23 protein-coding genes are annotated in these 21,356 nt (G+C 67.3%); 11 read left to right on the top strand and 12 right to left on the bottom strand.

All coding sequences use genetic code 11. The features are described 5' to 3' along the window. Positions 1-25 precede the first annotated feature (25 nt). Positions 26-811 (bottom strand): hypothetical protein, encoded by a 786-nt coding sequence (locus OG394_RS25950; RefSeq protein ID WP_328989686.1) that lies wholly within the window; start codon positions 809-811, stop codon positions 26-28. A gap of 154 nt (positions 812-965) precedes the next feature. Between OG394_RS25950 and OG394_RS25945 the strand changes: the two genes are divergently transcribed. The 3 genes from OG394_RS25945 to OG394_RS25935 all read left to right on the top strand — a co-directional run bounded on the left by OG394_RS25945 (position 966) and on the right by OG394_RS25935 (position 3,486). After that, positions 966-1,868, top strand: a complete 903-nt coding sequence (locus OG394_RS25945; protein ID WP_328989685.1) for a glycoside hydrolase family 43 protein — start codon at positions 966-968, stop codon at positions 1,866-1,868. Positions 1,869-1,924: 56 nt separating this feature from the next. Beyond that, the gene (locus OG394_RS25940) at positions 1,925-2,869 is read left to right on the top strand and encodes a type IV toxin-antitoxin system AbiEi family antitoxin domain-containing protein (RefSeq protein WP_328989684.1); all 945 of its coding nucleotides are present in this window, start codon (positions 1,925-1,927) and stop codon (positions 2,867-2,869) included. Between the two features lie 107 nt (positions 2,870-2,976). Continuing rightward, on the top strand, positions 2,977-3,486 hold the full coding sequence (locus tag OG394_RS25935; RefSeq protein ID WP_328989683.1) for an NUDIX hydrolase: 510 nt from the start codon (positions 2,977-2,979) through the stop codon (positions 3,484-3,486). Between the two features lie 102 nt (positions 3,487-3,588). On the opposite strand, the gene OG394_RS25930 is transcribed toward OG394_RS25935, so the two are convergent. Further along, positions 3,589-4,026 (bottom strand): hypothetical protein, encoded by a 438-nt coding sequence (locus OG394_RS25930; protein ID WP_328989682.1) that lies wholly within the window; start codon positions 4,024-4,026, stop codon positions 3,589-3,591. Between the two features lie 510 nt (positions 4,027-4,536). Continuing rightward, positions 4,537-5,949, bottom strand: a complete 1,413-nt coding sequence (pdxR, locus tag OG394_RS25925; RefSeq protein ID WP_328989681.1) for a MocR-like pyridoxine biosynthesis transcription factor PdxR — start codon at positions 5,947-5,949, stop codon at positions 4,537-4,539. Between the two features lie 25 nt (positions 5,950-5,974). Here pdxR and OG394_RS25920 point away from each other — a divergent pair, with 25 nt between their 5' ends. Then, on the top strand, positions 5,975-6,670 hold the full coding sequence (locus OG394_RS25920) for a pyridoxamine 5'-phosphate oxidase family protein (protein ID WP_328989680.1): 696 nt from the start codon (positions 5,975-5,977) through the stop codon (positions 6,668-6,670). A gap of 100 nt (positions 6,671-6,770) precedes the next feature. Here the strand turns inward: OG394_RS25920 and OG394_RS25915 are convergent, their stop codons facing one another. Beyond that, a complete protein-coding gene (locus tag OG394_RS25915; RefSeq protein WP_328989679.1) occupies positions 6,771-7,025 on the bottom strand; it encodes a hypothetical protein in 255 nt (84 codons plus the stop codon). Between the two features lie 18 nt (positions 7,026-7,043). Between OG394_RS25915 and OG394_RS25910 the strand changes: the two genes are divergently transcribed. Together OG394_RS25910 and OG394_RS25905 are read left to right on the top strand one after the other, a co-directional pair. After that, the gene (locus OG394_RS25910; protein ID WP_328989678.1) at positions 7,044-8,249 is read left to right on the top strand and encodes a M28 family metallopeptidase; all 1,206 of its coding nucleotides are present in this window, start codon (positions 7,044-7,046) and stop codon (positions 8,247-8,249) included. Between the two features lie 22 nt (positions 8,250-8,271). After that, complete coding sequence (locus OG394_RS25905; RefSeq protein ID WP_328989677.1) at positions 8,272-8,715, top strand: nuclear transport factor 2 family protein; 444 nt, start codon at positions 8,272-8,274, stop codon at positions 8,713-8,715. On the opposite strand, the gene OG394_RS25900 is transcribed toward OG394_RS25905, so the two are convergent. The 3 genes from OG394_RS25900 to OG394_RS25890 all read right to left on the bottom strand — a co-directional run bounded on the left by OG394_RS25900 (position 8,704) and on the right by OG394_RS25890 (position 10,887). After that, positions 8,704-9,345, bottom strand: a complete 642-nt coding sequence (locus OG394_RS25900; protein ID WP_328989676.1) for a TetR/AcrR family transcriptional regulator — start codon at positions 9,343-9,345, stop codon at positions 8,704-8,706. The two genes, OG394_RS25905 and OG394_RS25900, sit on opposite strands and share 12 nt — an antisense overlap. Continuing rightward, positions 9,318-10,271 carry a methyltransferase family protein gene (locus tag OG394_RS25895; RefSeq protein WP_328989675.1) on the bottom strand — a complete coding sequence of 318 codons (954 nt, stop codon included), beginning with the start codon at positions 10,269-10,271 and terminating at the stop codon, positions 9,318-9,320. The genes OG394_RS25900 and OG394_RS25895 overlap by 28 nt, the downstream gene beginning before the upstream one ends. A gap of 88 nt (positions 10,272-10,359) precedes the next feature. Beyond that, positions 10,360-10,887, bottom strand: coding sequence for a hypothetical protein (locus OG394_RS25890; protein WP_328989674.1), 528 nt, complete (start codon positions 10,885-10,887; stop codon positions 10,360-10,362). Between the two features lie 120 nt (positions 10,888-11,007). Here OG394_RS25890 and OG394_RS25885 point away from each other — a divergent pair, with 120 nt between their 5' ends. From OG394_RS25885 to OG394_RS25875, 3 genes are all read left to right on the top strand, one after another. Then, positions 11,008-11,886: a serine aminopeptidase domain-containing protein gene (locus OG394_RS25885; RefSeq protein ID WP_328989673.1), complete on the top strand. Its 879-nt coding sequence runs from the start codon at positions 11,008-11,010 to the stop codon at positions 11,884-11,886. Positions 11,887-11,953: 67 nt separating this feature from the next. Then, on the top strand, positions 11,954-12,157 hold the full coding sequence (locus OG394_RS25880) for a hypothetical protein (RefSeq protein WP_328989672.1): 204 nt from the start codon (positions 11,954-11,956) through the stop codon (positions 12,155-12,157). 182 nt (positions 12,158-12,339) lie between these two features. Next, complete coding sequence (locus OG394_RS25875) at positions 12,340-13,332, top strand: ABC transporter substrate-binding protein (protein ID WP_328989671.1); 993 nt, start codon at positions 12,340-12,342, stop codon at positions 13,330-13,332. A gap of 41 nt (positions 13,333-13,373) precedes the next feature. On the opposite strand, the gene OG394_RS25870 is transcribed toward OG394_RS25875, so the two are convergent. After that, positions 13,374-13,634 (bottom strand): cell division protein CrgA, encoded by a 261-nt coding sequence (locus OG394_RS25870; RefSeq protein ID WP_328989670.1) that lies wholly within the window; start codon positions 13,632-13,634, stop codon positions 13,374-13,376. A 77-nt stretch (positions 13,635-13,711) separates the two neighbouring features. Here OG394_RS25870 and OG394_RS25865 point away from each other — a divergent pair, with 77 nt between their 5' ends. Continuing rightward, a complete protein-coding gene (locus OG394_RS25865) occupies positions 13,712-14,461 on the top strand; it encodes a DUF881 domain-containing protein (protein ID WP_328989669.1) in 750 nt (249 codons plus the stop codon). Between the two features lie 24 nt (positions 14,462-14,485). Further along, a complete protein-coding gene (locus tag OG394_RS25860) occupies positions 14,486-15,103 on the top strand; it encodes an aminodeoxychorismate/anthranilate synthase component II (protein WP_328989668.1) in 618 nt (205 codons plus the stop codon). 62 nt (positions 15,104-15,165) lie between these two features. Here the strand turns inward: OG394_RS25860 and pknB are convergent, their stop codons facing one another. The 4 genes from pknB to OG394_RS25840 form a co-directional block, all read right to left on the bottom strand. Continuing rightward, positions 15,166-17,052: a Stk1 family PASTA domain-containing Ser/Thr kinase gene (gene pknB, locus OG394_RS25855; protein WP_328989667.1), complete on the bottom strand. Its 1,887-nt coding sequence runs from the start codon at positions 17,050-17,052 to the stop codon at positions 15,166-15,168. 70 nt (positions 17,053-17,122) lie between these two features. Then, the gene (locus OG394_RS25850) at positions 17,123-18,583 is read right to left on the bottom strand and encodes a peptidoglycan D,D-transpeptidase FtsI family protein (RefSeq protein ID WP_328989666.1); all 1,461 of its coding nucleotides are present in this window, start codon (positions 18,581-18,583) and stop codon (positions 17,123-17,125) included. Then, positions 18,580-19,968: an FtsW/RodA/SpoVE family cell cycle protein gene (locus OG394_RS25845; protein WP_328989665.1), complete on the bottom strand. Its 1,389-nt coding sequence runs from the start codon at positions 19,966-19,968 to the stop codon at positions 18,580-18,582. Before OG394_RS25845 ends, OG394_RS25850 begins: the two co-directional genes overlap by 4 nt. After that, positions 19,965-21,347, bottom strand: a complete 1,383-nt coding sequence (locus OG394_RS25840) for a PP2C family protein-serine/threonine phosphatase (RefSeq protein WP_328989664.1) — start codon at positions 21,345-21,347, stop codon at positions 19,965-19,967. Before OG394_RS25840 ends, OG394_RS25845 begins: the two co-directional genes overlap by 4 nt. Between the last annotated feature and the right edge of the window lie 9 nt (positions 21,348-21,356).

Genomic DNA, 21,356 nt, shown 5'->3' with positions numbered 1-21,356 from the left:
TCCGGGCTGTCGGTACGTCGTACGGTCAGGCGATTTTGCCGACGTACAGCGCGGAGGACGCGATGGTGTCGTACCGCGACTTGAACAGGAACTGGATCTTGTGACCGTGCAGCCGATCGAGGCCCGCCAGCTTGTACGTCATGAAGAAGCCCGACTTCGACGTGCTGGTGGTGAAGGCGATGCGCTCGTACTGGGTCATCGTGCCACCCATGCCCCGGACCATCACGATGGTGTTCGTGAGCGGAACGAGCTTGCCGGACGGGTGCTTCACCTTCAGGTAACCGTGGAAGCGGAAGTTGCCCTCGGCATCCGGTCGCAGCACAGACGGCAACGAGGTGGTGATGACCGAGGCGATCTTCTTGAACCCCACGATCTTGCCGACATAGGTGAAGTCGGACGCGATCGACTGGTACGGCGAGAGGTAGGCGACCCGGATGTCGGCGCCGACATATCCCTTGCCGAGCAGGGCTTCGGTCTCGTAGCTGCCGTTGGTGTGGGTGTCGGTGGCGTAGACGTTCTTGTAGGTGGTGCTGCCGCTGAGCCTGGCCTGGACGTAGACCCGCTGGCCCTTGAGCGGAGCGAGCACGCCAGTGGTCGAACGGACCTTGAGCGTGCCGTCGACGAGCAGGCGGCCGTACTGGTTGAGCAGGAGCTTGCCGGTCGGTGTGGCGGTCAAGTACGACGCCTGCTGCGTTGCCTGGGTGGTGGTCGTATTGGTGTCAGTCGTCGCGTTGGCCGCTGTCGCGCCGGTGCTTGCCGCGATGGCGAGCGCGATGGTGGTGACGAGCGCGCGGCGAATCGTGAGCTTCATGGTGTTCGGTTCCCTCCCCAAGTCGGCTCCCTGGTGGAGCCGTGTGGGAGACGCACGACCACGTCCCGGAGGTTGCATGCTTTTCAAACTTTCTTCTTCAGCCGTGATTTTCGCCTTGCTGGCCGCCTGTGGGGCCACCCCGGAAAGGACTGAGATGACCTTCAGCAACCCGGTGTACGACGGCGGTTTCGCCGATCCGCACGTGATCGAGACGGCCGCCGGCTTTCACGCCTTCGCGACGAACGGTGCCTTGGGCAACGTTCAGACCCTGCGTTCGGCCGACCTGGTCAAGTGGGAGCAAGTGGGCGACGCACTGCCGCGCCTCCCCGCGTGGACTACGCCGGGAAAGGTCTGGGCGCCCGAGATCGCCGTACACGCGCCTGACCGATTCGTCATGTACTACACGACCGCGGACGACGCCTCCGGCCGGCAATGCCTCGGTATCGCCGTCGCCTCCCTGCCAGAAGGTCCATATGTCGACAATTCGACTCGGCCCTTCCTTTGCCAGGCGGACGAGGGTGGTTCGATCGACGCGAGTCCCTTTGTCGACTCGTCGGGTGATCGATACCTCTACTGGAAGAACGACGGCAACGCGATCGGCCAGGACACCTGGATCTACGCCTCGCGCCTCTCCCCGGACGGCCTATCCCTCGTCGGCCCTCCCGTACGCCTCTTCAAGCAGGACCTGCCATGGGAGGGCAACCTGGTCGAAGCGCCGTACATGGTCGAACGCGAAGGCCGCTTCCACCTCTTCTACTCCGCCAACGCCTACGACAAAGCCGACTACGCCGTCGGCCACGCCACCTGTGACTCCCCACTCGGCCCGTGCCGCAAATCCGGCGACCCCATCCTCACCTCATCCGACGACGCCGCCGGCCCCGGCCACAACATGGTCTTGCGCAAGGGCGACCGCTACTGGTTCGTCTACCACGCCTGGGACCCGGCCCTCATCGGCGTCGATCCCCCCGGCCGCACCCTCTGGCTCTCCGAACTGACCTGGACCAACCACACCCCCAAGGTCCAGCCCCCACTAAAAGCTAACCCCGCTCACCCTTGATCGGACGCTGCAAACCTATATGTATTCGATAGGCTTGCAGTAGGGATCGGAGGTGTATGCGACAGGCTGTCCTGCTTGCCGAGCTCGCAAGTGAGCAATGGGGTCTGCTGACCGCTGCCCAAGCGGTGAAGCTGGGAGTGACGCATCAGGCGTTGGCGCAACTCCTTCGCGAAGGCGCTGTTAAGCGCGTGCAACACGGCGTCTACCGGATGACCGGGGCCCCGCCCAGCATGTTCGACGACATCCGAGCGGCGTGGCTGGCGATCGACCCACGGAGATCGGCCGCGGAGCGTCTCCGCGCACCGGACGCGGTGGTGTGCCTCCGATCTGCCGCCTGGCTTCACGAGCTTGGCGATATGGACGCCGACCGTTACCAGTTCAAGGTGACCGGTCGACGGCAATCGCGGCGCTCAGACGTCATCTTCCGCCGCGGCGTTCTGGCTAGAGATGAGTGGTGCCGCGTCGAAGGCCTGCCAGTGACGACGATCGTCAAAACGATTGGCGACCTCGCGTCGGCGTACACCGACGGCGGTCACCTTGCCAACGTGGTTCGTGACGCGATAACGATGGCGGGCGTCGACGCCGAGGCGATCATCGCAATCCTCAACCCGCACGCCCGCAAGTACGGCTACCGCGATGGCGAAGCTGTCGTCAGCCGATTCCTCGAGGAAGCCGGACTTCCCTTGGCCACCTTGCAAGCGGTCGCCCTCTACCCATCGGCGCAGCGGGATAACACCGACGACGCACGCCTCGACATCCTCGCTAATCACCCCGAACTCGAGCAGAGGCTGCTGGAAATCAGCAAGGTGGCAGTCGACGAGCTCGTACAGAGCCGTGAGTTCCAAGATGCTCTGACCTCCACCAAGTCAGAGGCCTCCCGCCGGTTGGTCACGGGCCTTGTGCTCGACTCAATGCGCACGAAAGCTGCCGGCCTACTGTCGCAATCCCTTCAGAACAAGGTGCTCTTCCCGCGCCAAACCGCGGATGACGCCGGGCGATGAGCGCTTGCGGCACACTCGGCCGTGCCTGGAGTCTCCGCATTCCTCACTGCTCACCGAACGGTTCGTACACCCGAGCCGATGACTGGTAGCGGAATATCGTGGCCGGTGTGACTGGCGACGAATCGGCTCGGTGGGCGTACTTCGCGGAAGGAAACGCCAAACAGGCGAGGAAGCGGGTGGCCGCGAAAGTGCTGATCCGCGACGAGAACGGCGCAGTACTGCTGGTGAATCCGAACTACAAGGAGTTCTGGGATCTGCCGGGCGGGATGGCGGAGGCGAATGAAGCGCCGCGGTTGGCGGCCCAGCGGGAAGTGCTGGAGGAGCTCGGTATCGAGTTGACCATCGGGCGGCTGCTTGCACTCGATTGGGCTGGTCCACAAGGGCCGTGGGATGACCAATTGGTGTTCACGTTTGACGGTGGTGTCCTCGTGGCGGAAGACCAGCGGCGACTGCAGGTGTCCGATCCGGAGTTGAGCTCGCTCGAGTTCGTGGCAGTCGATGACGTCGCGACGCGTCTTCGGGCCGATGTGGCCGACCGGTTAGTGCGGGCGCTTGCCGCTGTGGGGATGGCGGGCGCGTCGTACTGGGAGTTAGGAAGCGTCGAGGACTTTGGTTAGGAGGGTTAGGGCCTTTTGGTCTTGCTCGCTGCTCGGCGAGGTGGCGCTTCGCGCTGAACTCAGCGAGCTCAGCGCGAAGCGATAGCCGGCAGCAGGTTGCAGCTAGATCGTGCAGCCGATCGTACGGGCGTCAGTGTGCATCCACTGGTAGACCTCGACGCCGGCAGGATTCCGCCACCTGAACCGTGCCGCGGCCCGAACCTTCTCGGTCCTGCCAACACCCGTGCAGGTCTCGTAGCTACCCACCAACGTGTCTGTTGCGTCTTCGTACTGGACCTCGACCTTCGTGCCCGAGTCCGCGTTGACCCAGGTGCCGTTGACGTTGACCTCGATCTTGACGATGGTGACGTCGACGTCGAAGTCCGTTCCGCCGGCGACGTCATAGATGCCCGCACGGGACCTTGCGTGGTTGTTGTCGAAATCCATGTAGACACACGTCCGGACAGCGGCATCCTGACCGATCGGCGGGTCACATCGCCCAATGGCAGTGTCCGCCGACGCGGGCTGAGCACCGAGGGCGAAAATGCTGGCACCGGTCATCAATGCGACCGTCGCCAGACGTGCAATTCGAACCATGAGAAGGGTTCCTCCGAGGTCTGAACGAGACTGGGGTGCGTGCGAAGGCGACTGGTTGATCGCCGTTCGCCGCGCTGATGTCGTGAACAGACTGGCGGGTGCACCTTCGGAGAACCTTCGGAGAACCTTCGACAGGGTCACCCCCAGCACCTGGGCGAGCATTTCGAGGTGACGATCGACCCGGTCACCAGTCGCCCGACGGCCGAGGCCATTCGGATGCGGCGGCATCCGCTGTGCAGGCCGAATCCAAACGCCGACCGTCGTTAGAACTACCCCCGCGCTTTGTCTCACAGGGCCGGCCTGGACGTCGGGTTATGCGGCGGAAGCGCGCAACAGCAGCCTCACTCCTGCCTTGCATCGACTGGATGCTGCTCTTGCCGTTGTCGGCCGCTGCCTGGATCCGCTTCTGCAGGGTGTGCCGAAGGCGAGATGGGACCCGTTGAACGCTCGCTGGGACAGCGAAGGCGAGCAGAACTAGGACGTGGCGAGGACTTTGGTTAGGAGGGTTAGGGCCTTTTGGAGGTTGGGGGTGGTGGGGGTGGCGTAGCCGATTACCAGGCCGGGTGGGCCGGGGGTGGAGCGGCGGTAGTCGGAGAGGGGGGCGACTTTTACGCCGGCGGCTTCGGCGGCGGCGGCGATGGTTCGGTCGTTGAGGTGGGCGGGGAGGATGAGGGTGACGTGGAGGCCGGCATCTCGGCCGAGGACTTCGCCGTATGGGGAGAGTTGATCGACCACTTGGGCGCAACGTTCGGCGTAGCGGCGGCGCCCGCGGCGTACCAGTTGGTCGAGGTAGCCCTCGCGGAGCATGGCGAGTACAGCGGCCTGGACGGGCCAGGACGGCCAGTCGCCGGTGTCCTCGCGGTGTGCGGCCAGCAGGTCGACGGTGTCCGGTGATGCGACGAGCCAGCCGAGGCGGAGGGATGGGCTGAGCATCTTCGACATCGTGCCGAGGTGTACGACGCGGTCGAGGTCCAGTTGGGCCAGTGCGGGCAGCGGCGCCACGTCGTACCGGAACTCGCTGTCGTAGTCGTCCTCGATCACTGTCGCCCCAGTCCGCCGTGCCCACTCCACCAGCGCGTTGCGCCTTGCGACCGGCAGACGGCCTCCGAGCGGGTACTGGTGGGACGGCGTGACGTAGACCGCTGCAGGTTCCGGTCCGAGCAGGTCCACCCGTAGTCCGTCTGAGTCGACAGGGATGTCGATGATCGGCAGACCGTGGTTGCGAGCGGCGCGTACGGCGCTGAGGTAGCCCGGGTCCTCGATCGCAATGGACTCACCGGGCCGCCGTGTCGCCGAGAGCAGGAGCCGCAGGCCGTGAGCACTTCCGTTGGTTACGAGTACGTTGTCCGGCCCACACGCGATTCCCCGCGTCCGCGCGACGTACTCGGCTAGAGCTGTCCGCAAAGCCGGTAGGCCCGCAGCGTCTTCGTAACCACGTGCAGGTGGTTGTGCCGACACCTCCCGCCACGCGCGTCGCCACCCGGCGTCGGCCGTCGGTTCGACGTACGGGATGCCCGGTCGAAGTGTGAGCAAGGGACGAGGTGGTGCTGGCTTGGGGCGGCGTGGGGTGGCTTGAGCCGGTTCGAGCGGTACGACGTCCGCTACGTATGTCCCGGAGCCGGTCTTGCCCTCGATCCAGCCTTCGGCGTGGAGTTGGTCGTACGCCGATTGCGCGACCGAGCGGGATACGCCGAGCTGGCGGGCGAGGTCCCGCGTAGACGGCAGGCGATGGCCGCCGCGGAGCCGGCCGTCTCGTACGCCTTCGCGGAGTTGCTCGGCCAGTTGGAGGTGCAAGGGCCCGCTGCCGTCGCGCCGTACGGTCAGAGGAATTTCGGTGAGTTGCAAAGTGGCCTGCGGAAGTCTGGACTGAATGGACCGTGCCAGCATGCCACTAAGCCTTCAGGCTGGACGCATGACCACCACCGTCGCGACACCTCTGCAGCCGACTGACCGGACCACTGTTCGCCGTGGCAAGGACCGCGCGGCGACCGATCGCGAGATCCTGCATGAGGTGTTGCGCGCAGGCATGATCTGCCATCTCGGCGTGCTGATGGGCGATGCGCCGATGGTGTTGCCGACGGCCTATGGTCTCGACCTCGATCGTGGACCCGACGGCACGATCTACCTGCACGGCTCGGTCGCGGCCCGCAGCGTGGTGGCCGCGCCGGACCAGACGATCTGCGTCACCGTGACTCACCTCGACGGTCTCGTGCTGGCACGTTCGGCGTTCCACCACTCGGTGAACTACCGGTCGGCGGTCATCTACGGCGTACCGCGCCTGGTGGTGGACGCGGACGAGAAGCTGCACGGCCTCACCCGCATCGTCGACCACCTCGTACCCGGCCGCAGCCACGGCACCCGCGCCCCCAACCGCAAGGAACTCGCCGCCACCGCCGTCCTCGCCCTCGACCTCACCGAGGCCTCGGTCAAGCTCCGTGCCGAAGGCGCCAACGACGAGGAAGTCGACCTGGACCTCCCGCACTGGGCCGGCGTCATCCCCCTCCGCCTCGTCGCCGACACCCCCATCACCAACCCCGACTGCGATCTCCTCGTCCCGGCCCACATCCGCACTCGCTCGCACACCCTCGGCGCTCCCTCCGACGACTAGCCCTCGGCGTTCCAAAGAAGTCCTGTTTCGACATGCGTCTATCTTGACTTCCGTCTAATCAAGAGAGAAGGTGGGGATCGCTGTTTAGATGAACATCAACTTAGTGCCTGCCGCTCGGATAGGCGCGAGAGGACCCGAACATGAGCAGTGAAACCAGGACCAGTGCCGTCGGCGGATTCGCCGGCGATCCGGCCACCGCGTTCACCCCGCCGTCGGCGGGCAGTTGTTGCGGCAGTACGCCGAGTGGGCAGGAGTCCGCCCAGGCGACGGCCGGCTGCTGCGGAACCGACACCGCCGTCGCGGCGAGCTCGTGCTGCGGCGCGGCTCCGGTCAGCGAAACCGCCGAGCCCGTCACCACCACCGGGTGCTGCGGATGACCACCGCGTCGCCCAGGCCGGTGGCGGCTCCGGTTCACGGCGGCGCGTCGGCCGACCGGATGCTCGAGACCGTTCGTGACCTCGCTTCCGACCGGTACCAGGGCCGCCGGGTCGGTACGCCCGGCGGCAGGATGGCCGCGCAGTGGCTGGCCAGCCAACTCGCTGAACTAGGGGCGACGGTGCAGCTCGACAGCTTCGAGGTGACCGGTGTGAAGGAGCTGACGTCCACGCCGGTCGCGATCATCGGGCAGCGCCGGCTGACCCATCGACGGGACTTCGCCGAACAGCTCAGCTCCGCCCAAGTCGACGTACCGCGCCCAGCGCAGCTCGTTCCGGCGGACGCCGACACCTGGCGCGATGGTTGGGTCATCGTCGCCGCAGCCGACCAGCAGGCGCTGGCGCGGGCGAGCGCGGAGGATGTCGCCGGCCTCCTGGTGCCACGGGGCGTCGACGAGGCGGGCTGGATGCCGAAGATGATCGCCGGCCCTCCCACCGGCCAGGTCGCGATCGTGTCGGTGCGCGCCGACCTGCACGCTGACCTGGCGCACCACCTCAGCGAGACGCTGACGGCGTCGGTGCCGATGCGGACGATCACCACGACCGGGACCAATGTGTACGGCGTCTTCGCCGAGCCGTCTCCGGGACACCCGTCCGTACTGCTGACCGCGCATTTCGATGGCGTCGGCGACGACCCGAACCAACGATTCCCCGCAGCGGCGGACAACGCCTCCGGCGTGGCAGTCGCCCTCGAAGCCGCCCGGCTGCTGTCTGCCACGCTGCCCAATAACGTTGGCCTGGCCGTCGCGCTGCTCGATGGTGAGGAAGCCGGTGCTCGCGGCTCGGCCCATCACGCCCCTCAACTCGCACCCGGCACGTTCGTGATCAACGTCGACGGTGCCGCGCGGCTCGGCGACGCGGCCGCGGTCGAGGCCGGTGGACCGGCCGAACTCTTGCTCGCCGCGCTCGACCAGGCCGGACGGCACACCGGCGTGCCGCTGCGGGCCGGCGCGATGGCATCGGACAACCGGCGCTATGCCGCCGCCGGCTTACCTGCGATCGGTATCGGCATGGGCATGCCCGGCTACCAGACGCCCGCCGAAACCCCGGACCGAGTCGAGGCCACCACACTGCTAGCCGCCGCGGACCTCGTCGTCGCGACGGTCCACGCACTCTGCCCACGCCAGGTTCAAGGCAGTGATTGACGGCCGTGGTTAGAGTCGAGGGATGGCTACGGATCGGGTAATTGAGAATCTGGTTTATCGGTATGCCGAGTTGGTCGACGCGGGGGATTTCGCCGGGGTAGGGACGCTGTTGTCGCATGCGACGTTTGTTGCCGGGGACGAGCAGGCGGTCGGGGCCGAGGCGATCGAGGCGCTGGCGCGGCGTACGACCGTGGTGCCCGAGGATGGTCGGCCGCAGACCAAGCACTTGATGACGAATGTGCGCGTCGAGGTTGAGGAGTACGCCGGTACGGCGGAGGCGCGGTCGTACTTCAGCGTGTTGCAGGCGTTGCCGGGATTCCCGCTCCAGGTTGTTGCCTCAGGCACCTATGAGGACAAGTTCGAGCGTGGTGACGGCAGCTGGTGGTTCGTTGAGCGGAAGACGGTGCTCGATCTCGTGGGCGACACCACCAACCTGCTGCCCCGCGTGGACACTTCAGCCCAGTAGGGGTTTCAGGCGGTGTTTGACGAGGCGGCTGGTGACCGGGCCGAGGTTGTCGAGTTCGGTCAGTAGCGCCTCGGTCAGGACGGCGAGTTGTTCCAGCGAGGTCAGGGCCTGGGTCGCGCCCGCCGGGTCGACGCCGTCGAGGAGTTCGATGCCGATGAAGCCGGCCGAGATGGCGCGGGCCAGACCGCCGAGGTCGACCAGCGGCAGCAGCGGGCTGTCGGCGAGGACCCGGCGCAGGGTTGCCTCGACCTCGATGATCCAGATGCCGAGGGCATCCGCGACCGCTTGCGCGACGATTTCGTTGCCGCGGGCACCGGCTAGGAGTTGCGCGAGTACGGCGACGTTGCCCTCGGCGTGTTCGGTGTCGTGCACGCGACGGCCGAGCGCGAGCAGTTCGGCGAACGTCGTGGCCGCGGCGAAACCCTCGCGATAAAGGGCAACCCGGGCCTCGGTACTCTCGCGGCAGGCGGCGGCGATCAGGTCGTTCACGGTGCCGAAGTGGTAGAAGACCAGCGCCTGGTTCTGCCCGGCCGTGGTGGCGATGTGCCGGGCCGAGGCGCCGGCGAATCCGCGCTCGGCGATCGTCCGTAGCGCGGCGTCCATCAGGATCGCCCGGGTGTCCTTCGCCATCCCACTCCATCTCGCTCGCCTGCTGACCAAGACCAGTTGTTGCCTGCCCGGAGACTACCCACGCGACACGGACGCCGCCCGATCCGCCACGATCGCACCCGGGAGTCGTACCGCTGCCACTCCGGGCCGAGGCGTTCGGCGAGCTCGGCCCGTTCGTGCGGTTCGGCGAGTGCCACCGAGAAGGCGGTCGCGCCGAGCGTGGCCAGGGCCATCGACCAACTGCGTGTACCGATCGCGATCAATCCGAGCAAGGTGATGGCCGAGATCTGCATGGGATTCGCGACATAGGCGTACGGCCCGGTGGTGACGAGTCGGACCGGCGGATCCCAGGGGTACGGCGTACCGCCTCCGCGCCGGGCGAACTCGTACATGGCCAGCAATGCCGGTACGGCGACCACGCCCATCGCTGCCGCCAACCCGGCCGTACGCCACCCGGGTCCGGCGTACAGCGCGTGCCAACTGCCGTCGCCCGCAGCCATCACCGCAGACGGCATTAGCCACATGACGAGCCCAGTGAACGCGTACAGCTGGATTAACGCCCGCCCGGCCAACCGCTCCCGCCGTACCGTCCAACGGCCGACTAGAACCGCGGGGACGGCCGCAACCACTAGAGCCACCAATTCGCCGTACAGCCAGTTGGGCCCGAGGTCGACGAGCATGCCGAGTTGAGGCATCACTAGTACGTCGCCCCAGCCGAAGAGTGCGATGATCGCCCAGACCGGCACCGGCACCGGCACTCGCTCGCGTAGCAACAACGGGACCGGCCCCCACAACACGGCCCAGCCAATCCAGAGGTCGAGCGGTACGCCGAGGAGTACGCCGTCTGCCGGCTCATACCGCCACCACCCGGCGTGCAGCGCGACCTGGTTGGCGAACCCGATCCCGACAACAGCTGTCAGGAATGCCAACAGGAGAGCGCCTGCCATCCTGCGATCGACTGGGCGCCTTGACGTACGCCATAGCCCAAGAGCCAGCGCAATCGGTCCCGCCAGGCAGCAGTAGCGCGCAAGTACGTCAGTGACCATCAGCGTCGTCCACCAGGCCAAGGGCGTCGGTGAAGTGGTCGAGGCCCGCGCCGACCATGGCGGACTCGATCGGGCCGAAGTACCAACTCGGGTCCAGCCGGCGGATGAACGGGATCTCGATCCGCACGGCCGTACTCGCGCCTTGGGCATGCCAGCTGACCGTTCCGCCCTGCCAGGTCAGCCAGCGCCGGGTCTTCGACTCATCCCGGACGACCTTGAACACCAACCGCCCGGCCGCACGCTCGACCACCTCGGTCTCGATCGGATCGCCCGCCACCGTGAAGGTCCACCGCGAGCCCACGGCCAACCCGGCCCCGCTCGCAGCCGTCGGAGTCGGATATCCCGTGACCCGGAGCAGACCCGGCCGTCGTACGGCGTCGAACCGCGGGCCGGCCGCCAGCCGCTGCTCGACCTCCAACGGCGACGAAGCGACGAGCCGCTCCTGACTCACGGTCTGAACCGGTGCGACGCGCAGTCCCGGGATCAGTCCTTCAGGTCCTTGCGGATGTTCGGTCATGCGCAGCAGCATAGATCAGAATTTAAGCGATCGCTCAAAACCATCCAAATCAGGTTCACCCAGGGCGAAGGGAGGCATAAGCAGGCGCTTTCCGGCTGCTGAGCCGGGAGGATCTGAGGTATGACGGCAGAACAGCGGTACGACGCGTTGGTGGACGAGGTCTTCAGGTTCTACGAGCAGGGCAGGCTGACCGGCGCACTGGACGCCATCCGAACGGCCGATGCCGATCTCGCACCCTGGCGAGCCGAATTGGCCCACACGGAGGCGTGCATCCTGGGCGCCGACCACAGACCAGCCGAGGCCCTGCACGCTCTCCAGACCGCCTTCGCCGAAGGGGCCTGGTGGCATCGCAAGATCCTGACCGAGGACGACGATCTCGAGGGACTGCGCGATCTGCCCGGTTTCGCGGACCTGGTCGAGCAGTCCGACCAGCGCCGCGCGGCCGAGACCGATGTACCGGGTGAGCATCTGCTCGATCGGCCAGACGGCGAGATTGGCGGCGTCCTGGTCGCGCTGCACGGAGCCGGTCAGCGGGCCGGGCACGCCCGCCGCGATTGGTCCAGTGCACTCGATCGCGGCTATGCCGTACTCGCGGTCGAATCGGCCCAGCGGATGTCGCCGATGTACCGCACCTGGCCGGACCAGGAGCTCGCGGCCAAGGACATCGCCGCCGCGATCGCGACCCTTCCGGACGACATCCGCTCCGGCCCGCTCATCGCCGCGGGCTTCTCGGCCGGCGCCCGCGCGGCCCTGCTGTGGGCCCTCACCGACAAGCCCACCCCGGCCACAGGAGTCGTCGTACTCGCGCCTGCGATCGGTGGCGTCGACCTCCCCGCCGGCAAGACGCTCAACCCAGCCATCGCCTGGTACGGCTCCGAGGACGACCTACTCGAACACGCCCCCGCCATCGAGCGCCTACCCGGCTTCACGGTCAAAGTCATCCAAGGCCTAGGCCACGCCTTCCCGAAAGGCCGGCAGCTCACCGAGGTGCTCGGCTGATGCCAAAACACTGGGTGTTCGATCTCGACTACACGCTCGGTGCTTTCGCGGACTCGGGATCGAGCCGATGGGCGGCGTGTTCGTCGATGATCTGGCGCGGAATCTCGAGGTGCCCAAGCGGCTTGGCATGACGACCGTGCATGTGGATATCAACGCGCCCGAGACCAGGTCTGACAGCACCAGCCACGACCACGTCGACGTCTGGATCCGGGATGTCGCCGACTGGCTGACTTGTGCACAAGAACCTGTGGACAAACCTTCAGTCGCTTGAGGTTATCCACAGAAATTGGGAGGTTTTGCACTCTTTTCCACCAAGTTCTGTGGATAACCAGTGGGAAACTCTGTGCACACCTGGGGACGGAGGTGTGGATAACTACAAGGCTGTAGTTAAGACAAATGGCGGCAGCTAAGGTGAGCCTTGCCTAATTAAACCTGCTGTCAAAGGAGTGCGGAATGAGCCGAAGTCCCCTGTCCCGGCGGTCCTTGCTGCGTGGAGGGCTCGGTGCCGGCGGGTTGTTGCTGCTCGCGGCCTGTGGTGATTCGCCCGATCCGGCGAGCCCGAATGGAGCGGCCTGGGAGTTCACCGACGACCGCGGCAAGAAGGTGACCCGGCCGCAACGCCCGACCACGATCGTCGCGCAGATCTCGGCCGCGGCAGCCCTTTGGGATCTCGGGATCCGCCCGGTCGGCACCTTCGGCGAATCCAGGAACGCCGACGGCACTCCGACCATGGCGGCCGGCTCGATCGACCTGAGCAAGGTCACGTCGATCTCGGAGACCTTCGGCGAGTTCAACCTGGAGAAGTACGCGACCCTCAAGCCCGAGCTGCTGATCACGCAGCTGCAGGTGAAGAACGAGCTCTGGTACGTCCCCGCGACGAGCGTCGAGCCGATCGAGGCGCACAATCCGATCGTCGCGATCAGCCACCTGGAAACGACCGTCCCAGCGGTGATCGACCGGTACGCCGCGCTCGCGAAAGCCCTCGGCGCGGACCTGGCGGCCGAACCGGTCACCAAGGCGAAGACCGAATTCGACCAAGCGTCCAAAGGGCTAAGAGAGGCCAAGCTGGACGCGCTGAAGGTGCTGTTCATCAGCGCGACGGCGGACAACGCCTATCTCGGCATCGCCCCGGCGTTCGCGGATCTGCGCATGCTGTCGGACCTGGGTGTGCGGTTCGTCACGCCGAAGGCCGACGCGGCCGACCCGCACTGGGAGACCTTGTCGTGGGAACAGGTCGGCAAATATCCAGCGGACGTGATCCTCTACGACGAGCGGACCCGGGACATCTTCACCAAGACCCGCATCCCGACGTACCAGCAGATGCCCGCCGTGAAGGCGGGCCAGACGATCGCCTGGAACCCGACCCTGCCGGCCAGCTGGGCCGGTTTCGCCCCGGCCTTACGCAAGCTGACCGCCGACCTAAGCCGGATGCGCCCCCTCGGCTAGCCGACAAACGAGCGGCTAGCCCTGCGGTAGAACGAGGAGGATCAGTACCACTGGGTGGAGACGACGAAGCCCAGGGCGATCAGGCCCATGCCGATCAGCAGGTTCCAGTTGCCGAGGTCCTTCATCAGCGGCACATCGCTGCCGGCCACGTAGAACACGACCAGCCAGGCGAGACCGAGGACCCACGCACCCAGCATCGTCGGTGCGACCCACGCCCGGCTGGTGGTGCGGACCTTCTTGGGCGTCTTCTCGACCGCCTTCTTCTCCGAGGACTTCTTGTTCCGACTGCTGGATTCGGGCACGACTTGACTCCTTGCACGGTACTTGCCTGGCTCTGGCCTCGGTTAGCGTAGTGCAGTACACGGCAACAGGATCACGGGTGAGTCGATTGAGGCGGATTTCGTTATGGCGCGCTGCGGCGCCGGTGGCACTTCTGTGCGCCGGTCTGCTGTTCGCGACCAGCGCCTCGAACGCCCGTGGCACCGACCTGCGGCCCAGCCGGAACACCACTTTGGCCGGGCTGGTCGAGGAGCAGAGCCGGCGTAGCGCCGAGCTGGCCCGCCATGCCGCCTCGCTGCGCAGCGACATCGACGACCTGCAGTCGCAGCAGGGCACCATCGACCCGACGCTGCAGAAGCGCCTCAAGGACCTGTCCCGTCAGGTCGGTACGACGCCGCTGACCGGCCGTGGTCTGACCGTCACGCTGAAGGACGCGCCCAAAGAGGTCGTGCAGGACAACCCGGATATCGACGCCGACTGGCTGGTCATCCACCAGCAGGACATCCAGGCCGTGGTGAACGCGCTGTGGGCCGGTGGCGCCGACGCCATCTCGATCCAGGGCCACCGGATCATCTCCACTACCGGGATCAAGTGCGTCGGCAACTCCGTCGTCCTGCACGGCGTGCCGTACCTGCCGCCGTACCGGATCAGCGCGATCGGCGACCGGGCCCGGCTGCAGAAGGCGCTGGACACCTCGAAGTACATCGACAACCTGAAGGACTACGTGGTCCGGTTCCAGCTCGGTTACCAGGTCAAGTCCGAGGTGGCGATCGCGATGCCGGCGTATGTGGGCACGCTCGATCTGGAGTTCGCGACGGTCCCACCCACACCAACTCCCAGTAGCCGCTGACCAGGGCCTGCAACAATGGGCCGCATGCCCCGGATCCTTGTCGTCGACAATTACGACTCCTTCGTCTACAACCTGGTCCAGTACCTCCAGCAGCTCGAGGCGGAGACGACCGTGCTGCGCAACGACGAGGTGACCCCCGAAGAGGCCGCGACGTACGACGGGGTGCTGCTTTCGCCGGGCCCGGGCACGCCCGAGGAGGCCGGCGCCTGCGTCGACATCGTTCGCGAGTCGTCGGGCCAGGTGCCGATCTTCGGGGTCTGCCTTGGTCTGCAGGCGATCGGCGTGGCCTTCGGCGGGGTCGTCGGCCGCGCGGATGAGCTGCTGCACGGCAAGACGAGCCTGGTATACCACGAGGGTGCCGGTGTGCTCGCGGGGTTGCCGAGCCCGTTCACCGCGACCCGGTACCACTCGCTCGCGATCGCGCAGGACACCGTGCCCGAGGTGCTGGACGTGACCGGCCGGACCGAGGCGGGCATCATCATGGCCGCCCGGCACCGCGATCTGCCCATCGAGGGCGTCCAGTTCCACCCGGAGTCGGTGCTCACCGAGGGCGGTCACCGGATGCTCGCCAACTGGCTCACCCAGTGCGGCGACGAAGGCGCGGTCGCTCGCTCCGCGGGCATGGCACCAGTCGTCAGCTGAAACGTGGAACGGGCCGGTCCTCCCAGTAGGGAAGCCCGGCCCGTTCTTGCGTTCAGCTGGAGTTACTCCTCGCCGCTGCCGTTGCCGCGGCCCCAGCCGGTACCGCCACCCGGCGGGGTGATGGTGATCCCGGGGCCGGTCGGCGTCGGTGTGGGCGACGGCTCACCCTCGGGCTCGACCGCGATGTAGATCTTCACCTGCGAGCCGCGGGTGGCCTGACCGTCGGCGGGCGTCTGGCTGATCACCTTGCCGGCCTCGACGTCTGCGCTCTCCTGCTCCTCCGCCACCGGCACCAGGCCGGCCTCACGCAGCTTCTTCTCCGCCTGCTCCTGGCTATCGCCGACCACGCTCGGCACGTCGACCTTCACCGCACCGGTCGAGACCGTCAGCGTGAACGTCGTACCGCCCTTGTAGCGCTTGCTGGTGTCCGGCGAGACGTCCAGCACGGTGCCCTTCTTGTCCGCGGCGTCCTTCTGCTCGACCTTGACGTTGAAGTTCGCGTTCGGCACGTTTTCGATCTTGGTGCGTGCCTCTTCCTCCATGTTGCCGATCACGTCCGGGACACTGTACGTCTGCTCTCCGGCCGAGTAGGTCAGGTTCACCGGCGTATTCGGTTCGACCAGCGTGGTCGCGATCGGATCCTGCGACATCACCGTGCCCACCTTGAACGAGCTGTTGGCCACGGCCGTCGTCGTGCCGACCGTGAGGCCAAGGTCGCTGAGCGCTTTGGTGGCCTGCGGAATGGTCATGGTGATCAGGCTCGGCACCTTCACCTGGGCGACCTGTGAGGTGGTGCCCGACGGGTCCGGGGTGGTGCCGCCACCGGCCTTCCCGTCGTTGGCGTTCTTGTAGACCAGGTAACCGCCGATCGCCACGGCCACGATCGCCAGGCCGAGCAGGAAGAACGCGAGTCCACGGTTCCGCCGGGCCGCCGCGCTCATCGGGTCGCGGTCGTCCGGGCCCATCAGGTCGTTACCCGGACGCGGTCCACCCAGACCCGTGCCGGGACCACCGGCACCCGGCGCCACCATCGTCGCGGCGGGGATCGCGCGGGTCTCCGCGGACGCACCCACGGGCGCCATCGGGGCGGTGACCTGCTGGCCGGCCAGCACCCGGTGGATGTCCTGGCGCATCTCGTTGGCGCTCTGGTAGCGATGGTCGCGGTTCTTGGTCAGCGCCTTCAGCACCACCGCGTCGATCTCCGGCGGGATCTCCGGGTCGAACGACGACGGCGGCAGCGGCTCTTCCCGCACGTGCTGGTAGGCGACCGACACCGGCGATTCGCCGACGAACGGCGGCCGCCCGGTCAGCAGTTCGTACAGCAGACAACCGGTCGAGTACAGGTCGGAGCGGGCGTCCACGGTCTCGCCGCGGGCCTGCTCGGGCGACAGGTACTGCGCGGTGCCGATCACGGCCGCCGTCTGGGTCATCGTGGACGAGGTGTCCGCGATGGCGCGGGCGATGCCGAAGTCCATCACCTTGACCTGGCCCTGCGGCGTGATCATCACGTTGCCGGGTTTGATGTCGCGGTGCACGATGCCGGCCCGGTGGCTGTAGTCGAGGGCCTCCAGTACGCCGGAGGTCAGCTCCAGCGCGCGCTCGGGCATGATCTTGCGGCCTTCGCGGATCAGGTCCCGCAGGGTTTTGCCCGCGACGTACTCCATCACGATGTAGGGGATCGTGATGCCGGAGCCGTTCGGGTCGGGCTCCTCGCCGGTGTCGTAGACCGAGACGATGGTCGGGTGGTTCAGCGAGGCGGCCGACTGGGCCTCTCGCCGGAACCGCGCCTGGAAGGTCGAATCGCTGGCCAGGTCGACGCGCAGCCGCTTGATCGCGACCGTTCGCCCCAGCCGGTTGTCGACACCCTTGCGGACATCGGCCATCCCCCCTCGCCCCAGCGGATCGCCTTCTTCGTAGCGACCGCCGACGAGACGTGCCTGCGAGTTCATCCTTCTACCTTCCGGACTGCGTGAATCTGGGAATGGGGGGCGGCCACCGTAGCGGCTACACGTGGGAACGTCATCGTCGGTTCAGCACCGCTTCCATCACGTCCTTGGCGATCGGCGCCGCGAGTTGGCCGCCGGAGATGTCGTCCCGGCGGACGCCTGCGTCCTCGACTACGACGGCGACCGCCACCTGCGGATCGCTCGCCGGCGCGTAGGAGACGAACCAGGCGTACGGCGGGCGCTCGGGCGAGGTCTGCGCGGTCCCGGTCTTGCCGGCCACCTCGACCCCGTCGATGCGGGCCGGCTGACCGGTGCCGTTGGCGACGACGTCGACCATCATCCGGTTCAGCTGCTCGGCCACCTCGGGGGTGACCGCCTGGTGCAGCGACTCGGGCTTGGTCTCCGAGATCTTCTTCAGGCCCTCGGTGGTGATCTCGCTGACGAGGTACGGCTTCATCACCTCGCCCTTGTTCGCGATCCCGGCCGCCACCATCGCCATCTGCAACGGCGTGGACCGGACGTCGAACTGGCCGATCGCGGACTGTGCGACCTGCGGAGCGTTCGGGTCGTCCGGGAACCGGCTGGCGACCGCGCCGATCTCCGGCAGGTGCCGCTCACCGAAGCCGAACTTCTCGGCCTGCTCGCGCAGCGCCTCGGCGCCGAGCTCCATGCCGAGCACGCCGAACGCGGTGTTGCAGGACTTGCGCAGCGCGACCAGGATCGTCGCCCGGTTGCTGCCGCCGCAGTTCTGGCCGTTCTGGTTGGGCAGGGTGGCCGTGGTCTGCGGCAGGTTCAGCACGGCGGGCGAGTCGACCTGGCTCTCCGGGGTGTACTTCCCGCTGGACAGCGCCGCCGCGGCTGTGACGAGCTTGAACGTCGAACCCGGCGGGTAGAGCTCGCGCTCGGCCCGGTTCAGCATCGGCTTGTCCTTGTCCGCGTTGAGCTGTTCCCAGGCTTCCTGGACCGTCTTCACGTCGTGACCGGCCAAGCGATTCGGGTCGTACGACGGCAGCGAGACGCTGGCGAGGATCCTGCCGGTCTTCGGGTCGATCGCGACCACCGCGCCCTTTTTGCCCTTCAGCCCGCTGATCGCGGCGGCCTGGGCCGACGGGTTGATCGTCAGCTTGACCGTGGCACCGCGCTGGCGCTTGTTGGTGACGACGTCCATCACCCGGCGGAACGCCATCGACGGGTCCGAACCGTTCAAGGCGGCGTTCTGGGACTGCTCGATGGCGGATCGGCCGAAGACGAAGGAGTAGTACCCGGTCAGGTGGGCGTAGTCGCCGCGGCCGGGATACGTGCGCTGGTACTCGTACCGATCGTCGCTCGGCTTGCTCTCCGCGATGGGCGTGTTGCCGTTGCCGACGGTGATCGGCCCGCGGTTCACCGAGAACTGCGAGTCGGTGACCCGGCGGTTGCCGTTCTTCGCGTTCAGCTCCTCGGCCCGGAAGGCCTGGATGTACGTCGAGTTGGCCATCAGCGCGAGCATCAGGATGATCGCGGCCACGGCCATACGTCGGATTGCCTTGTTCATCGCTGCACCGCCAGGGCGATCGTTTCGTCGGAGACCGGCGCCGCGGGAGTCTGGGGCCGCCGGGCCTGGTCACTGATCCTCAGCAGCAGGGCGATGATCGCCCAGTTCGCCACCAGTGAGGTTCCGCCGAGAGACATGAACGGTGTGGTCAGACCGGTCAGCGGGATCAGCCCGGTGACACCGCCGACCACCACGAACACCTGCACCGCGAAGCTCATCGCCAGACCGACGGCGACCAGCTTGCCGAAGATGTCCCGGCAGCCGAGCGCGGTTCGCATACCGCGCTCCACGATCAGTGTGTAGACCAGGATCAAGGCGATCAGGCCGGTCAGGCCCAATTCCTCGGCGAACGACGACATGATGAAGTCGCTCTGGCTGACCGGTGTCAGTTCCGGCCGGCCCTCGCCCAGGCCTCGGCCGAGAATGCCACCCCAGCCCTGGCCGTACAGGGCGGTGACGAGCTGGAACCCGCCGAGGTCGATGTTGCCGAACGGGTCCAGCCAGGTGTTCACGCGGACCCGGACGTGCCCGAAGGTGGCGTAGGCGAACCACGCGCCGACCGCGAACAGCATGCCGCCGATCAGGATCCAGCCGATGCGCTCGGTGGAGACGTACAGCAGGGTCAGGAACAGGCCGAAGAACAGCAGCGACGTGCCGAGGTCCTTCTCGAAGACCAGCACGCCGAGGCTGCAGGCCCAGGCGACCAGGATCGGGCCGAGGTCACGCGCTCTGGGTAGGTCGAGACCGAGGAACCGGTGCCCGGCCAGGGTCAGCACGTCGCGCTTCACCACCAGGTAGCCGGCGAAGAAGATCACCAGGCAGACCTTGGCGAACTCGCCCGGCTGGAAGGACAGGCCGAACAGGCTGACCCAGATCCGGGCGCCCTTCAGCTCGACACCGAGCACCGGCACCAGCGGCAGGATCAGCAGGATCAGACCGGCCAGGCCCGCCGTGTAGGTGAGCGCCTGCAGCCGGCGGTGGTCACGGATGAGCAGGATCACGCCGAGGAACAACATCACCCCGACAGCGGTCCAGGTGATCTGCTGCGGCGCGGCTGCCGACCGCTCGATGCCGCGCACCAGGTAGGCCAGGTCGATCCGGTGGATCATCGCCAGGCCGAGACCGTTCAGCAGCACGGCACAGGGCAGCAGCACCGGATCGGCGTACGGCGCCTTGTAGCGCAGCGTGATGTGCGCGACCAGGGCGAGGACGCCGATCCCGGCGGCGTAGTACCCGGTGCTGGCCGGGATCTTGCCCTGCACGGTGATGCCGATGTTGATGTACGCCCCGACGGCGACGGCGACCGCGATGATCAGCAGGAACAGCTCCACCCCGCGACGGGTGCGCGGGATGACCTGGATGACCGACGTGGACGCGATGCTCATCGGAGACCACCACAGTCTTCGGACGGCAGGCTCGGGGTGGTCGTCGGAGTCGGGGTCGGCGTCGGTGTGCTCGGCTTCACCGTCGTCGGGGTCGTCGGCTTAACCGGGGTGCTCGGACGCGGGGGCGTCGGCGTCGGCTTGGGCGTCGGGGTGGCGTCGGCCTTCGCGCACTCGGCGGCGATGGTCTGCAGCTCCTTGACGATGTTGCGCGCGTCGGTGAGGTTGTCGGCCTGGATGTTCTGGTCGAGGGCGTCCTGGCGGAACCGCGGCAGCTGTTCGACCAGCACCGACTGGACCTCGTAGATGTGCGAGAGGTTGATGCCGGGGATCTCCTCGTCGACGCCCTGGAAGATGGCGACGTTGTCCCCGTCGGTGCCGACGAAGTACTGCTGCTGGGTCCAGGAGTAGGCGAACCGCCCGGCGCCGCCGATCAGCGCGACGATCACGACCAGCAGGGCGAGTCGGCGCAGCCAGCGGAACCGCCTCGGCGGCTGCGGGGCATACCGAAGATGCTCGAGATCCTCCTCGCCCGCACCGCCCGCGGCATGCGCACCACCCTCGCCCGCTCGCCGTACCTCGATGGTCGGTTCGGGCCGGCCGGTCCCGCCTTGGCCGAGCTCGGCGGCCGCGCCGACCAGTTGCGGAGCGGTCGGGCCGGCAGTCTCGACCACATCGGCGACCACACAGGTGACGTTGTCGTTGGACCCGGCCTCGAGGGCGCGGGTGATCAGGTCGACGACGACGGAGTCCGGCGTGCCCTCGGCCATCGAGGTGGCGATGATGTCGTCGGTGACGTAGTCGGGCAGGCCGTCGCTGCAAAGCAGCAGCCGGTCACCCGCCTGGACGTCGAGGACCTCGAGGTCCGGATCGGAGTCGGGCCGGCCGTCCAGCACCCGCAGGATCAGGTTGCGATGCGGGTGGGTGAACGCCTCCTCGCGGCTGATCCGGCCCTCGTCCACCAGGGACTGCACGAACGTGTGGTCATGGCTGAGCTGGTAGAGCCGGCCGTCCCGCATCCGGTAGGCGCGCGAGTCGCCGAGATGCGCCATGCCGAGGTGCTGACCGTCGAACATCAGCGCGGTCACGGTCGAACCCATGCCCTCGCGCTCCGGGTCCTCCTCGACCAGCTCGGACAGCCGCTCGTTGGCCCGGTGCACGGCGCCGGCGAGGGCCTCGATCATGTCCTGGCCGGAGATACCCGGCTTGTCCAGCCGGCGAATCACCTGCACGGCGGCGGAGCTGGCCACCTCACCCGCGGCGGCACCGCCCATACCGTCCGCGAGCAGCAGCAGGTTCGGACCGGCATACGCCGAGTCCTCGTTGTTACGGCGGACGCGGCCGACGTCGGACAGTGCGGCATAGTCGAGCGACAAGGTCATCTGGCCGCC

The organism is Kribbella sp. NBC_01245, from assembly GCF_036226525.1.
In the GTDB taxonomy this organism is placed as follows: domain Bacteria; phylum Actinomycetota; class Actinomycetes; order Propionibacteriales; family Kribbellaceae; genus Kribbella.
The sequence above is the reverse complement of the archived record's forward strand: the minus strand, read 5'-3'. Positions and strand labels throughout refer to the sequence as shown.

What these genes read in the sequence shown, in the direction of transcription:
- OG394_RS25920 (WP_328989680.1), top strand. Translation starts at nt 5,975, where the DNA reads ATGACCACCACCGTCGCGACACCTCTGCAGCCGACTGACCGGACCACT.
- pdxR (WP_328989681.1), bottom strand. Translation starts at nt 5,949, where the DNA reads ATGCTGGCACGGTCCATTCAGTCCAGACTTCCGCAGGCCACTTTGCAA.
- OG394_RS25850 (WP_328989666.1), bottom strand. Translation starts at nt 18,583, where the DNA reads ATGAACAAGGCAATCCGACGTATGGCCGTGGCCGCGATCATCCTGATG.
- OG394_RS25885 (WP_328989673.1), top strand. Translation starts at nt 11,008, where the DNA reads ATGACGGCAGAACAGCGGTACGACGCGTTGGTGGACGAGGTCTTCAGG.
- OG394_RS25940 (WP_328989684.1), top strand. Translation starts at nt 1,925, where the DNA reads ATGCGACAGGCTGTCCTGCTTGCCGAGCTCGCAAGTGAGCAATGGGGT.
- OG394_RS25895 (WP_328989675.1), bottom strand. Translation starts at nt 10,271, where the DNA reads ATGGCAGGCGCTCTCCTGTTGGCATTCCTGACAGCTGTTGTCGGGATC.
- OG394_RS25845 (WP_328989665.1), bottom strand. Translation starts at nt 19,968, where the DNA reads ATGAGCATCGCGTCCACGTCGGTCATCCAGGTCATCCCGCGCACCCGT.
- OG394_RS25840 (WP_328989664.1), bottom strand. Translation starts at nt 21,347, where the DNA reads ATGACCTTGTCGCTCGACTATGCCGCACTGTCCGACGTCGGCCGCGTC.
- OG394_RS25880 (WP_328989672.1), top strand. Translation starts at nt 11,954, where the DNA reads ATGGGCGGCGTGTTCGTCGATGATCTGGCGCGGAATCTCGAGGTGCCC.
- OG394_RS25860 (WP_328989668.1), top strand. Translation starts at nt 14,486, where the DNA reads ATGCCCCGGATCCTTGTCGTCGACAATTACGACTCCTTCGTCTACAAC.
- OG394_RS25950 (WP_328989686.1), bottom strand. Translation starts at nt 811, where the DNA reads ATGAAGCTCACGATTCGCCGCGCGCTCGTCACCACCATCGCGCTCGCC.
- OG394_RS25875 (WP_328989671.1), top strand. Translation starts at nt 12,340, where the DNA reads ATGAGCCGAAGTCCCCTGTCCCGGCGGTCCTTGCTGCGTGGAGGGCTC.
- OG394_RS25890 (WP_328989674.1), bottom strand. Translation starts at nt 10,887, where the DNA reads ATGACCGAACATCCGCAAGGACCTGAAGGACTGATCCCGGGACTGCGC.
- pknB (WP_328989667.1), bottom strand. Translation starts at nt 17,052, where the DNA reads ATGAACTCGCAGGCACGTCTCGTCGGCGGTCGCTACGAAGAAGGCGAT.
- OG394_RS25945 (WP_328989685.1), top strand. Translation starts at nt 966, where the DNA reads ATGACCTTCAGCAACCCGGTGTACGACGGCGGTTTCGCCGATCCGCAC.
- OG394_RS25910 (WP_328989678.1), top strand. Translation starts at nt 7,044, where the DNA reads ATGACCACCGCGTCGCCCAGGCCGGTGGCGGCTCCGGTTCACGGCGGC.
- OG394_RS25930 (WP_328989682.1), bottom strand. Translation starts at nt 4,026, where the DNA reads ATGACCGGTGCCAGCATTTTCGCCCTCGGTGCTCAGCCCGCGTCGGCG.
- OG394_RS25900 (WP_328989676.1), bottom strand. Translation starts at nt 9,345, where the DNA reads ATGGCGAAGGACACCCGGGCGATCCTGATGGACGCCGCGCTACGGACG.
- OG394_RS25905 (WP_328989677.1), top strand. Translation starts at nt 8,272, where the DNA reads ATGGCTACGGATCGGGTAATTGAGAATCTGGTTTATCGGTATGCCGAG.